The organism is Streptomyces sp. JLBJ103, assembly GCF_058215575.1.
The window spans coordinates 7,862,873-7,875,946 of sequence record NZ_CM177089.1 but is presented as its reverse complement, the minus strand read 5'-3'; the positions used below and the strand labels follow the sequence as shown (position 1 = coordinate 7,875,946).

Here is a 13,074-nt window from a genome sequence, read left to right as displayed (position 1 = left end):
CGCGCCGCGCCGCCACCCTTCTGAGAGGTGACCGTGAATCAACCTCCGTCCATCGACAACCGCCCGGTCTCCCTCGCCCACTTCTTCCTGTCCCGGGTGCGGGCGAGCCCCGACGCGGAGGCGTACCGCTTCCCGGTGCCCGCCGCGCCGAGCGAGACCGCGCCCGGGGAGGCCGCGCCGGGAGGGGGCGAGCGGTGGCACTCGCTGACCTGGGCGCACACCGGGGAGCGCGCGGCGGCGATCGCCGCCGGGCTGATGTCCCTGGGCATCCGTCCGCAGGACCGGGTGGGGATCGCCTCCGGGACCCGGGTGGAGTGGATTCTGGCCGATCTGGGGGTGATGTGCGCCGGAGCGGCGACCACCACCGTGTACCCCACCACCGACGCCGAGGAGACGGCGTACATCCTCGCGGACTCCGGAAGCCGGGTGCTGTTCGCGGAGGACGCCGGGCAGCTGGCCAAGGTGGTGCGGCACCGGGCCGAGCTGCCCGAGCTCACCGCCGTGGTCACCTTCGAGCCGGTGGCGGGAACGGCGGCCGGGGAGACCGGCGGGGACGGGCCGGGGGTGCTCTCGCTCGAGGAGCTGGAACGGCGGGGCGCGGATCTGCTGCGCGAGCGGCCGGACGCCGTCGAGGAGACGGTGGCGAGGATCGACCGGGAGGACCTCGCCACCCTGATCTACACCTCGGGCACCACCGGGCGCCCCAAAGGGGTGCGGCTGGCCCATGACTGCTGGTCGTTCCAGGCACAGACCGCGCTCGATCTCGGTCTGCTGTCGCAGGAGGATCTGGAGTTCGCCTGGCTGCCGATGGCGCACGCCTTCGGCAAGAACCTGCTGTGCGCGCAGATCGCGGTCGGCTATCCGCTCGCGGTGGACGGCCGGCTGGAGCGGCTTCCGGCCAATCTGCGGCTGTTGCGGCCGACGGTGATGGCCGCGGTCCCCCGGGTCTTCGAGAAGATCTACAACTCGCTGGCCGCCGTGGCCCGTCGGACGGGCGGGACGAAGGAGCGGATCTTCGACTGGGCGGTGCGAGTGGCCCGGGAGTACGCCCGTGCCGCGCAGACCAAGGGCGCCGCGTGCGGGGAGGGTATGGAGAGCGGCAAGACGCTGGTGCCGTTCTGGCTCTCGGTCCGGCATGTGATCGCCGACCGGCTGGTCTATGCCCGGGTGCGCGAGGTCTTCGGCGGCCGGATCCGCGGCTGCACCAGCGGCAGCGCACCGCTCGCCCCCGACATCGGGCTGTTCTTCTGCGGCGCGGGCATCCCGATCCTGGAGGGGTACGGGCTCACCGAGTCCTCGTGCGGCGCGTCGATGAGCCTGCTGGAGTACCGCACGGGCGTGGCGGGCCGTCCGCTGCCCGGGGTCGAGGTGCGGATCGCGGACAACGGGGAGATCCTGATGCGCGGTCCGAACATCATGCGCGGCTACCACCACCTCCCGGAGAAGACCGCCGAAGTCCTGGACTCCGACGGCTGGTTCCACACCGGCGATCTGGGCGAGCTGACCGAGGACGGCTATCTGCGGATCACCGGCCGGATCAAGGAGCTGATCAAGACCTCCGGCGGTAAGTATGTGGCACCGCTGGAGATCGAGAGCCGGCTCAAGGGCGCCTGTCCCTTCGTCAGCAATGTGGTGGTCGTGGGCGATCACCGCCACTACTGCACCGCGCTGATCACCCTGGACGAACCCACGCTGCTGGCCTGGGCGCGGGAGCGGGGGCTGACCGATCCGAGCTACGCCGGGCTGTGCGGCTCGGAGGAGGTGCGGGCGCTGGTGGCGGGCTATGTGGACGAGGTCAACGCCGGGCTTCAGCGCTGGCAGACCCTTAAGAAGTTCACGGTGCTGCCCCGCGACTTCGACCAGGCGCACGGCGAGGTGACGCCCAGTATGAAGGTGCGCAGGCCGCAGGTGCAGTGCAGCTTCGCGGCGGAGATCGACGCCATGTACGAGGAGGCTCGCACCTCCTGATTCCTTCACCGGACACGACGGTGGCCGTGCGGTTCTCCGCACGGCCACCGTGGTGTTCCGGACCGGGTGATCAGCTCGCGAGGGAGGCGTAGACGGTGGCCAGCAGTGTCATACAGCGGTTGTCGGTGGCGGCGCCCTCGTCCACCATGCGGTTGGGGACGTAGGAGAAGGCCATCCGGGCGTCGAGGTCGACCACACAGCCGGAGCCGCCCGCGCCGCCCCAGAAACCGGCGCGCGGATTGGGCGAGAGCGGGAACGCCTCGGTGGGCAGCGCGAAGCCGAGGCCCCAGCGCACCGGGAACTGGAGGATGAGGTCGAGGCCGTCGGTGCGGGTGCGGAAGACGGAGTCACAGGTGGCCTCGGACAGCAGCCGCACTCCGCGCGCCTCACCGCCGTTCGCCAGAACGGACTGGATCGCGGCGATGGCCTCGGCATTGCCCTGGCCGCCGAAGGCGGGCAGTTCGGCCTCGCGCCATTCGGGGGTCCAGGCGACCTTGTGACCGGTTTCGAATATCGGCGGATTGTTGAGCGCCTGCGCCATGGGGTGATCCATGTCGATTCCGCCCGCGATGAGCGGCGGCGGAATCACCGGGGAGATCCGGTGGTGCTGTTCCCGCTCCAACCCGAAGTGGAAGTCCGCGCCGAGCGGCCCGGCTATCTCCTCGGCCAGAAAGCGGCCTACGCTCACTCCGGTGACCCGGCGGACGACCTCGCCGATGAGATGGCCCTGCGTGTAGCCGTGATAGCCGCCGGCGCTGCCGGGCTTCCAGCGCGGGGTCTGCCCGGCCAGCAGTGAGGTCGACTTCTCCCAGTCGTAGACGTCCTCGAAGGACACCTTCTCGTCCCAGGCGGGGAGCCCGGCGGAGTGCGCGAGCAGATGCTCGACCAGTACGTCTTCCTTCCCGGCCTGGGCGAACTCCGGCCAGTAGCGGGCCACCGGAGCCTTGAGGTCCAGCACTCCGCGGTCGACGAGGACCAGCGCGCACAGCACGGAGACCGTCTTGCTGCTGGAAAAGACATTGGTGAGGGTCCGCCGTTCCCAGGGCCGAGTGCGATCCGCGTCGAGATAGCCGCCCCACAGGTTGATCACGGGTTCGCCGTCCAGGTACAGGGCAACGGACGCACCCACGTCCGTACCATTCTCCAGATTTTCCTGGAACACCTTCTTGACGGCCGTGAAACGCTCGTCGCAAAGAGCCATGGTCATGGCGGCCAATGTAGATGCGTCTCACGGCATCGACATCGGCCTCGGCCTGGGAATATCGAATTGGAGTAGCCCTTACTCACAAGGGCGTACAAAGACCGTACGGGGGCCGGCCGCCCTCGATTCGGTCGGCCCCCGTACGGTCAGCCCGGGTACATGGCGTAGGGCGCCGGGTCCGGCTCGGGCCGCTGTATATGACGCGGCTGCCGCCCGAAGCGGGATCCGGCCCAGCCGAGCGCGAAGCCCGCGGGGATGGTGAACAGGCCGGGGTTGTTCAGCGGGAACCACTGGAAGTCGTGGTGCGGGAAGACCGCGAGCGGGGTGCCGGAGATCGACGGCGAGAAGGTCATGGTGACGACGGTGAGGATCAGTCCGCCGTACAGCGACCAGCGCAGTCCGGTGGTGGTGAACCCGGACCACATCGTCCCGTAGAACAGCGCGGGCAGCAGCGCGGAGGCGGCGGCCGCGAAGGTGAAGGAGATCAGCACCTGCCGGTTCCAGTCCTGGGTCGCCACCGCCAGGATGACGGCCAGCACCCCGACGACGACGATCGCCGTACGGGCGGCCGCGAGTTCGCGGTCCGGGGAGAGCCGCCCCCGGAAGACGACCTTGGCGAGTCCGTCGTGGGCGAGGGCCGCCGCGGCGGCCAGGGTGAGTCCGGCGACCGCCGCCAGGGTGGTGGCGATGACCGCGCAGGCGACGATGGAGAAGAGCAGACTGCGGTGGGCCGCCTCGGTCCCGGGGTCGAGTGCGCGGGTCAGCACCAGCAGGGTGTCGTTGCCGGTGGGGTCGGCGGTGCGCAGCCGCGCGCCGCCGACGATGGCGGCGGCCCCGGCACCCACGATCACGATGAGCACCAGGAGGGCGGTGACCGCGCCGACGGCCCAGGTGGTGGCGGCCCGGGCGGCTCGCAGACCGCGGATCGGATGCAGCCGCATGGTGATGTGGGGCATACAGCAGGCACCCAGGGCGACGGTCAGCTGCACACTGAGGACGTCCAGCCGCCCGGCGGCGGAGTCCCCGTACTGACGGCCGGACTGCCAGAAGGTACCGCCGAAGCCGCTGGTGTCCGCGGCGGTCCCGAAGAGGCTGACCGGGTTCCAGGAGAACCGCTTGAGCACCAGCACGGCGAGCAGGATGAACGCGGCGAACAGCACGAAGGTCTTTACGATCTGGATGAAGCCGGTGCCCTTCATCCCGCCGAGCGCGGCGTAGCAGACCATGAGCAATCCGATGAAGACGGTGCAACCGGTGACCGCCGCCTCCCCGGGGATGCCGAGCATCACGGCCAGCATCGACCCCGCGCCGTTCAGCTGGACCAGCAGCAGCGGCAGGATGACCACCACACAGACGACGGCGGTGTTCACGCGCGCGGGGCGTTCACTCAGCCGCTCCGAGAGCACATCGCCGAGGGTGAACCGGCCGTGGCCGCACAGCGGACCGGCCATCACCAGCATGAACATCAGGATCGAGAGCACGGTGGAGGAGGCGATGAGCACCCCGTCGAACCCGGCCAGCGCGATGGTGCCGGTGGTGCCGAGAACGGTGGCGGCGGAGATGTAGTCGCCCGCGATGGCCAGGCCGTTCTGCATCGGGCTGAGCCCGCTGGTGCCGAGGTAGAACTCGGTGGGGTCGTCATTGCCGGTGGCCGCGAGGATGCACAGCAGGAAGGACACGGCGATGAAGCAGGCGAAGAGCACAAACGCCAGGGTCCGCGGGTCGAGGTAACTCACCGCTCCGCCTCCCCCTCGGCGGTGGACTGGCGTTGGGTCCGGGCCAGCACGGTGAGCAGCACCGTCGCGTCCAGGGCGACCAGCAGGGCGCCCAGGGTGAACCCGCTGCCCTGCCCGATGTCGACCACGCCCTCCGCCGCACAGTTGACCACCACGGCCGCCACATGGCAGGTGAGGGCCGCACAGGCGGCCCGCGCCGTCCAGGGCCACGGCCGCTGCCAGGGCGTCTGCCGCAGGCCGCGGGAGACCGTCGGCGGGTGGGTCGGCATCGGGGGCACGGAGGGTGCCGAGCCCTCGGCACGAGCCGAGGGCTCGGCAGATGCCGGGAAGACGGCCGCTGCCGGGGGTGCGGCCGTGATTCCCGACATGGCATAGATGGCGGGCATCGCCTGCCGGGCGGACATCGCCGTGCTCTCGGGTGGCGATGGCATGGCGGGGCGCACTGAGGCGCTACGACCTGCCGCTGCCGCGTGGTGTCCGGGCGCAGCCGTGGGCATGCGCATCGGACGCTGCCTCACCGGTGGCGCCCAGGGCTGATCGTGATCGGACATGTCGCGGCTCCTCGTGGGGGTCCGCCCCGTGGTCCGGTGGGGCGGGACCGCCACAACAGCAGCTCACCAGGGAGCTCGTACACCCCGGTGGCCAACTGCGTGGCAGGGGCACATGATCCGCACGGGGCGATTGTGCACGCCCACATCGCCGCCGGTGGCGGCGGACGGATCAGGTGTTCAGCAGCCGGTGGGCGGAGAGCGCGAGCGACAACTCCACCACGTCGCGCGGGCGGTCCAGTGAGCGCCCGGTCAACTGCTCGTAGCGGCGCAACCGGTTGAGCACCGTATTGCGGTGGCAGAACAGCAGCTCACCGGCGCGGCGGGCGGATCCGTCGGCCTCCAGCCAGATGGCCAGGGTGCTCAGCAGCACATCGCGGTCGCCCGCTTCCAGGGCGAGCACGGGGCCGAGCATGCGGGTGGCGAGGGCGGACCCCAGCTCCGGGGAGGAGATCACCAGCGCCTCCGGGTAGTGGTCCTCCAGCAGTGCCGCCCGCCCGGTCACCGGGCAGGCGCGCAGGGCCGTATCGGCGAGCCGCCGCGCCGTGTTGACCGCGGCCAGACCGTTCACCTCGGGGCTGACCCCGGCCCGGCCGCCCGGTGGCACCACCAGATCGCGCACCAGCTCCGCCGGGCCGGTCTCGCCCAGCAGCACGATGGCGTGGGCGGCGCCCTCACGGGTGTGCCACACCGTGCGGCCGCCGCCGCGCACCTCCGGTGGGCGCGGGGCGCGGGGCGAGGAGTCGGCGTCCTCCAGCGCCACGACCACATAGCGCCCCTGCTCCGGAAGGCCGAGGACGGCCTCCGCCTCCGGGAAGTCGCTCACCCGGGCGGTGCCGTCGAGCAGCGCCCCGACGATGATCCGGTAGCGGTTCTCACGGTGCCAGGCGAGCTGCCGCCCGACCTCGTGGTACGCCTCGGCGACGAGGGTGCAGTGCTCGTCGACGAAGTTCCACACGTCGGCCGCGACATGGACCAGCGCCTGAGCGCCGTGCGGATCGTCGCGCGAGGCGGTGTCCAGGAGGTGTTCCCAGACGACGGTGCAGCCGATGCGGTACGCGTGCAGCAGCGCGTCCAGCGGAAAGCCCTGGGCGGCACGGTCGGCGCCGATCCGCCAGGACACCGAGCGGGCCGCCTCCCGGGCCTCCTTGGGGTTCAGCAGTGAACGGACGTTGATGCTCAGCGAGTCGTGCACCTCGCGCCACACCTCGTGCGGATCGACGCAGGTGACCCGGTAGGCGGGCTCGCGCTCCTTCATCAGGGCGACGATCCGGTCCGTCAGCCGCGGCAGTTCGTCGACCAGCACCCGGGTGGTGCGGTGCAGCAGCGCGATGGTGTCCGCGTCGGCCCGGGACCGGATCGGCGGCCGGGCGGCGGGCATCCGGGGCAGGGCCCGGACCCGGTTGGTGGACAGGCGGGGAGCGGGGCGCCCCACGGCGGGGACGGCGGGGCGGGAGCCGGAGACGGTGACTGGGTGCATGACGTTCCTCCACCTGTGACGTGCAGTGCCGCTCAGCGCGGCATGATGAGGCAGCGACCCGCTCCATGGCCAGAGCCTCACCGCAATTGCACCATCGGCATACCGCCTGGTCGGTGTCCTCCGCGATTTCGTTACAGGTCCGCTGCCCCACTCCCACTATCGATCATGCCCTCGCCCCATCCGAACGCCCCCTCCCCTTTCCACCTGCGCATATCGCCCGGGACACCCCTTCGGGCCTGCCCCGTTGCGAGCCGCGCGGCTGATTCCCGGAGTGTGCGGACGAGTGGCGGCGGGGGCACCGTGGAGTGGTGCCCCCGCCGCCGTCCCGGTGGTGTACGACCGGGAGCGGGATCACCAGCCCTTGGTGACGCGGTGCGCCTTCAGCGAGCCGCAGTTCGAGCCGTAGGTCCAGGTGGACTGGTTGCCGATGCCACCGGCCCAGTCGATGCACTTGCCGCGCCCGTAGGTGTACACCGGTCCGGCGTACGAGCGGTACAGGCCGCTGTCCTCGACCGACTCGGAGGCCCCTTCGGCGTAGAGGTAGGCGAACATCTCCACCGGTGAGCCCGCCGCGTTGCGCACGGTGACCACACAGTTCTTGCCCTTGGAGGAGTTGTAGGTGAGGAAGACGGTGCCCTTCGACCCGATCGGCGCCGAGTTGACCACCGAGTAGCCGCTTCCGCAGGCCCCGTTGTACGCGGCCTTGGCGGCGGCTGACGCCTGCGGGGCGAGGGCCGCGGTGCCGGCGATGGCGGACGCCAGGACGGCGGTTGCTGCGATACCTCGAGAAATCTTCATTTATCCCCCTTGTCTCGTAGACACTTTTTGCGTCTGAAACAAGTGACATGTTGGTGCCGAAGAAGGTTGTACTGCCTTGAACCGCTTATGCATTCGATCGTTGACCCGGTGGTGCGACGGCCCCGTTCCGGAATGAACGCCGCACCGCCGCACCCCGCGACGGCCGAATCGCTGAACGGCCCATCGCAGCACCGGACTTCGCACCTCCCACGATCCCAGGGGGCTCCGCCTCTTGAGGCCGTCGGCGTGTGGTCGTACGTTCCTCCACACGGTCTCCGCAGGACACTCCGCCCACACCGTGCGACCCGAGACTGAAGGGTCAACGCCGGACCTTGGAGGAGCCATGCCCGCACCTGTGTTCAGCCGTCGTCACGGTATGCGTGCCGCGGCCGCCACCGCCCTCGCGCTCCCGCTCGTCACCCAGGCCCAGCACGCCGCCGCGGACGCCCCCTCGGGCGACGGCCCGCGGCTGACCGCCATGACCTTCAACCTCCGCTACGCCTCCGATTCCGAACCCATCTCCTGGGCCCAGCGCCGCCCCGCCATGCGTGAACTGCTGCGCCGGACCCGGCCGCAGCTGCTGGGCACCCAGGAGGGGCTGTACGGGCAGTTGCGTGATATCGCCCATGACCTCGGACCGCGCTACACCTGGCTCGGCACCGGCCGGGCGGGCGGCAGCCGGGACGAGTTCATGGCCGTCTTCTACGACATCGACCGGCTGGAACCGCTGGAGTACGACCACTTCTGGCTCTCCGACACCCCGTATGTGATCGGGTCGAACACCTGGGGCGGGGCCGTGGTCCGCATGGTCACCTGGGTCCGCTTCCTCGACCGCGCCAACGACGGGCAGTTCTACGCCCTCAACACCCATCTGGACCACCGCGGTCAGCACGCCCGGGAGCGTGCCGCGGCACTGATCACCGAGCGGCTGCACGGACTCGACAAGGCCCTTCCCCGCATCGTCACCGGAGACTTCAACGTGGCCGCCCACGGCAATCCGGTCTACGACGCGATGCTCGACGGCGGGGCGCTGGTCGACACCTGGGACTCCGCCGAGCAGCGCGGCAAGCTGTACGGCACCTTCCACGGCTACGGTCCGCTGGTGCCCGACGGGGACCGGATCGACTGGATCCTGACCTCGCCTGGGGTGCGCACCCGTCACGCCGTCATCGACACCTACTCCCGCGACGGCCAGTTCCCCAGCGACCATCTGCCGGTACGGGTGGTGCTGGAGCTGTGACCGGGGCGAGCCCGTGACGCGCCTATCGGCGCCGGTGCGCCATGGGCCGCTCCTCCAGGTCGCCGTGGCGCGGCAGCCGGAGCAGGGTGGCGGTTGCCAGCAGGGCCACACAGCCGGTGAAGATCAGCCCGGCGGTGCGTACGCCGACCGCGACGGACAGCGCCCCGACCCCGATCACCGGGATCGAGATCGCCAGGTACATCAGCACGAACAGCGCGGAGGTGACCTCGGCGCGCCGCGCGGCCGGGCTCCGCCGGGTCACCGCCCGCACCGCGGCGTGGAACGACAGCCCCTGGCCGGTGCCCGCGACCACCGACCCGAACACCAGCAGCGGCAGTGAGGCGGCGGCCAGCGAACCGGCGATGGCGGCCATGCCCGCCACCAGCAGGGCGCACCCTCCGGGCAGTGCCCGCCGGATGCCCAGCCGCTGTGCCAGCAACTGACCGCCGAGGGAGGCGGCGAACACCGAGAACACCACACCACCGGCGACGGCGAGATCCCGTTCGCCCTCCACCTCGAACAGGAACGTCGGGGTCACGGAGGTGAACAGCCCCAAGGTGGCGAAGCCCGCGAACCCGGCCATGGCCGCGGGCACGAAGGTGGAACGCATCTCGCGGGGCACCCGCAGCCGCTCCGGCCGCACCGGTGGACGGCCGGTGCGCCGTACGGTCTCGGGGAGGGCCAGCACTCCGGCCGCCGCCGGCGTCACCAGGACGAGGTCCACCACGAACACCAGCCGCAGTGGCGCCGGGGCCCATTCCGCGAGCACGCCCGCCAGCAGGGAACCGAGGCCCAGCCCGCCCAGATTGGCCACGGTGGCGACGAGGGTGGAGGCGTTCCGCAGCCGCGGTGGCGCCAGTTCGATGACGGTCACCGTGGCGGTGCCGGTGATCAGCCCGGCCGAAAGCCCCGACAGCGTACGGCCCGTGAACAGCTCCGGCAGTCCGTGCGCGGTGAGGAAGCACAGCGCGCTGGCCGCGGACAGCACCAGGGCGGCCAGCATGACAGGGCGTCGGCCGACGGCGTCGGACAGATGGCCGAACAGCAGGAGCGCGACGATGACACCGAGGGCGTAGACGGCGTAGATCACGGTGGACATGAACGGGGAGAAGCCCAGCCGTCGCTGGTAGAGGTCGTAGAGCGGGGTGGGCAGAGTGGTGCCGACCATGGTGGCCACAAAGGCGTAGGCCGCCACGACGAACGGCCAGGTCCGGTCCGCCTCGTACTCCTGAGTCCCCATGCTGCGTCATTTCACCACAAAGGGACAGGAATCCAGCCGCCCCGTAGGGCCGTGCCCGTCACCGGATCCGCTCCGGCAGGCAGGCCCCGGTCACCCCGCTGACCAGCGATGACCGGCCTTGACCGGGGTCGCCCCCGGGGCCGTCCTGAACCACTCACCGCATGGGGCAGGATAGGCACCTTGCGCCGGGGCCGAACTGATGTGCCCCGGCACGACCCGTAGTTTCCCGGATCGAGCAGGTGACAGCGTGACAGAACAGCACTCCGGACGGCGCTCCGCCCCGGCGGCAACAGGGGGTGGTGGCCGATGAACCGCGCACTCACCCTGCACGACATCATCGTGGTCGGCGCGGCGCTGCTCGGCAGCATGGCGGTCGGCCTGCTGCTGCGGTGGGGCCTGCGCTGGCTGGGGGTGCGGGCCCGGAGAACCCGGTGGAGCGGCGATGACATCATCGTCGACACCCTGTGCAGCCTGGCACCGTGGGCCGCGCTGGCCGCGGGCGCGTCGGCGGCGGCCGCGGCGCTGCCGCTGACCTCGTCGGTCGGCCACGATGTGAACCAGGTGCTGATCGGGGTGCTGATCCTGGTCACCACGGTCACGGCGGCGCGGGTGGTGGCCGATCTGGTGCGGACGTTGGCGCTGTCCCGCTCGGGGGTGGCCGGAACCGCCACCATCTTCGTCAACATCACGCGGATAGCGGTGCTGGCGATGGGCGTGCTGGTGCTGCTGGAAACGCTGGGCGTCTCGATCGCGCCGCTGCTCACGGCGCTGGGCGTGGGCGGTCTGGCGGTGGCGCTGGCCCTTCAGGACACCCTGGCCAATCTGTTCGCGGGGGTGCACATCCTCGCCTCCAAGACGGTGCAGCCGGGGCACTACATCCGGCTGAGCAGCGGAGAGGAGGGCTATGTCGTGGACATCAACTGGCGCAACACCGCGGTGCGTCAGCTCTCGGACAACCTCGTCATCATCCCGAACGCCAAACTGGGCAATACCATCATGACCAACTTTCACCAGCCGGAGCAGCAGATGTCCGTCATGGTGCAGGGACGGGTCGGTTACGGAAGTGACCTCGCCCATGTCGAGCGCGTAACGCTCGAGGTGGCCGGGAAGGTGATGGCCGACGTCTCCGGCGGGGTCGCCGACCACGAGACGACCGTGCGGTTCCACACCTTCGGCGAGTCGGGCATCGACTTCTCGGTGTTCCTGCGCGCCCTGGAGTTCAGTGACCAGTACCTGATCAAGCATGAGTTCATGAAGGAACTGCACAGCAGGTTCCACGCGGAGGGCATCGAGATCCCGCTGCCGACCCGCACTCTTCTCCTCCCCCAGCAGGAACAACCGTCGGCCGGACCGGGGTTCATCTCCTCTTCCTCACTCTGAGTCGCGACTTCGCTTCATACGCACTCCGTATGACTTCCCGTCCGACGATGAAGTGGGCATGACCTGATGTACCCGAATGAGCTCAGGGTTGCCTCTTGTGACGTATTTCATACCGCCATAGAAATGACATAACAGTTCGCAGAGAGTCTCCTACACTTTTGTGCGTACTGTCGTGACGGTTGGAACAATTCATGGAGCACCAGAGGTCACTCATGCAGCCTTTTGCACTGGGCCACGCAATCCCGGCCGACCAATCGCCGGTGATTGTTCCCTACTCGTATAACGTCGCCCTCCAGTTGAATGTGCTTTGCGACGGGCGTCCGGCCATCGCCGACCGGGCGGTGCTTCTGGCCACCGGTACGACCACCTCAACAGCTGGTTCGAAGACGCACTTCGACGACTGACCGACTGAACCAAAAGAACTTCGATGACGGTACTCATCCTGACGTGCCGCCAGGATGTGACGGCGGACCTGGTGGTGGCGGAGCTGCGCGAACGCGGCGTCCCCCTCCTCCGCTTCGATCCCGCGGACCTTCCCAAGGACGCCGCCCTGTCGGCCGACTTCGACCGTGGTGACTTCACCGGCTATCTGTCGACCGGCGGGCGCCTGATGAGCATGCACGGCCTGCGCTCGATCTGGGTACGCAGGCCGGGACAGCCCGCGGCGAACGCCAACGAGCCCTCGGAGTGGCTGACCGCCGAGTGCGGCCAGGCCCTCTACGGGATGCTCTACTCCACGACGGCCCGCTGGATGAACCACCCCGGCGCCGCCGTGCTGGCGCGCTGCAAACCCTTCCAGTTAAGGATTGCCCAGCGGAGCGGTTTCGCCGTTCCGGCCACTCTCGTCACCACGTATCCCCGGGCGGCCCATGAGTTCGCGGCCGAGTTCCGCGACATCGTCGTGAAATCCACCTCCGGCCCGCCCAGCGTCGATCCTCCGGTCACCCTCCCGACCACCCGCATCGGGCCTGACACGGATTTCTCGGACGTCGCCGCCGGGGCCACCCTTCTCCAGCGGTTCATTCCCAAGCAAGCCGACATCCGGCTGATCTGTGTGGGTGATCAGTTGTTCGCAGCGCGTAAGGTCTCCGCCGCCGACCAGGTGGATGGCCGCTTCGGCTGCCATGGACATCTGTGGGAGCCGGTGGAAGTGCCCGACAGAATCGTTCGTGCGGTCCACGAGTACATGTCACTCACCAATCTCGCCTACGGAGCCTTCGACTTCGCCGAGGACGAAGAGGGCCTGTGGTGGTTCCTGGAGTGCAATCAAGGTGGCCAGTTCGGCTTTATCGAGCTGGAGACCGGCCAGCCCATCGCGGCGGCCGTCGCCTCCTGGCTGGCCGCGCCCCGCGATGCCGACGGCTGCTGACCCGCACCGCCGAGGGCAGACCCGTACCGCCCGGCGGCGACTGATTCGTCGCCCCGGCCGGCCGGTCGTACCCTGAGAACGGAAGAGTTCCTGCCCCGTCAGCGCGGGAGGTCC

Annotated in this window: 11 protein-coding genes; 5 read left to right on the top strand and 6 right to left on the bottom strand. The window is 69.9% G+C overall.

What is annotated here, in order from left to right; genetic code table 11:
• Positions 1 to 33: 33 nt before the first annotated feature.
• Complete coding sequence (locus AC4BEG_RS33660; protein ID WP_490703450.1) at positions 34 to 1,968, top strand: AMP-dependent synthetase/ligase; 1,935 nt, start codon at positions 34 to 36, stop codon at positions 1,966 to 1,968.
• Between the two features lie 70 nt (positions 1,969 to 2,038).
• On the opposite strand, the gene AC4BEG_RS33655 is transcribed toward AC4BEG_RS33660, so the two are convergent.
• The 5 genes from AC4BEG_RS33655 to AC4BEG_RS33635 all read right to left on the bottom strand — a co-directional run bounded on the left by AC4BEG_RS33655 (position 2,039) and on the right by AC4BEG_RS33635 (position 7,731).
• The gene (locus AC4BEG_RS33655) at positions 2,039 to 3,175 is read right to left on the bottom strand and encodes a serine hydrolase domain-containing protein (protein WP_490703449.1); all 1,137 of its coding nucleotides are present in this window, start codon (positions 3,173 to 3,175) and stop codon (positions 2,039 to 2,041) included.
• A 140-nt stretch (positions 3,176 to 3,315) separates the two neighbouring features.
• Complete coding sequence (locus tag AC4BEG_RS33650) at positions 3,316 to 4,905, bottom strand: sodium/solute symporter (RefSeq protein WP_490703448.1); 1,590 nt, start codon at positions 4,903 to 4,905, stop codon at positions 3,316 to 3,318.
• Entirely contained in the window at positions 4,902 to 5,273 is a 372-nt protein-coding gene (locus AC4BEG_RS33645) for a hypothetical protein (RefSeq protein WP_490703447.1), read from the bottom strand. Before AC4BEG_RS33645 ends, AC4BEG_RS33650 begins: the two co-directional genes overlap by 4 nt.
• A 352-nt stretch (positions 5,274 to 5,625) precedes the next feature.
• Complete coding sequence (locus AC4BEG_RS33640; RefSeq protein ID WP_490703446.1) at positions 5,626 to 6,933, bottom strand: PucR family transcriptional regulator; 1,308 nt, start codon at positions 6,931 to 6,933, stop codon at positions 5,626 to 5,628.
• A gap of 351 nt (positions 6,934 to 7,284) precedes the next feature.
• On the bottom strand, positions 7,285 to 7,731 hold the full coding sequence (locus tag AC4BEG_RS33635) for a spore-associated protein A (RefSeq protein ID WP_490703445.1): 447 nt from the start codon (positions 7,729 to 7,731) through the stop codon (positions 7,285 to 7,287).
• Between the two features lie 343 nt (positions 7,732 to 8,074).
• Here AC4BEG_RS33635 and AC4BEG_RS33630 point away from each other — a divergent pair, with 343 nt between their 5' ends.
• Positions 8,075 to 8,971: an endonuclease/exonuclease/phosphatase family protein gene (locus AC4BEG_RS33630; protein WP_490703444.1), complete on the top strand. Its 897-nt coding sequence runs from the start codon at positions 8,075 to 8,077 to the stop codon at positions 8,969 to 8,971.
• 22 nt (positions 8,972 to 8,993) lie between these two features.
• On the opposite strand, the gene AC4BEG_RS33625 is transcribed toward AC4BEG_RS33630, so the two are convergent.
• Complete coding sequence (locus AC4BEG_RS33625; protein ID WP_490703443.1) at positions 8,994 to 10,211, bottom strand: MFS transporter; 1,218 nt, start codon at positions 10,209 to 10,211, stop codon at positions 8,994 to 8,996.
• Between the two features lie 306 nt (positions 10,212 to 10,517).
• Here AC4BEG_RS33625 and AC4BEG_RS33620 point away from each other — a divergent pair, with 306 nt between their 5' ends.
• The 3 genes from AC4BEG_RS33620 to tgmB all read left to right on the top strand — a co-directional run bounded on the left by AC4BEG_RS33620 (position 10,518) and on the right by tgmB (position 12,960).
• Positions 10,518 to 11,591, top strand: a complete 1,074-nt coding sequence (locus tag AC4BEG_RS33620; RefSeq protein WP_490703442.1) for a mechanosensitive ion channel family protein — start codon at positions 10,518 to 10,520, stop codon at positions 11,589 to 11,591.
• Between the two features lie 212 nt (positions 11,592 to 11,803).
• Complete coding sequence (tgmA, locus tag AC4BEG_RS33615; RefSeq protein WP_490707293.1) at positions 11,804 to 11,995, top strand: putative ATP-grasp-modified RiPP; 192 nt, start codon at positions 11,804 to 11,806, stop codon at positions 11,993 to 11,995.
• A gap of 23 nt (positions 11,996 to 12,018) precedes the next feature.
• The gene (gene tgmB, locus AC4BEG_RS33610) at positions 12,019 to 12,960 is read left to right on the top strand and encodes an ATP-grasp ribosomal peptide maturase (protein WP_490703441.1); all 942 of its coding nucleotides are present in this window, start codon (positions 12,019 to 12,021) and stop codon (positions 12,958 to 12,960) included.
• The last annotated feature ends 114 nt before the right edge of the window (positions 12,961 to 13,074 follow it).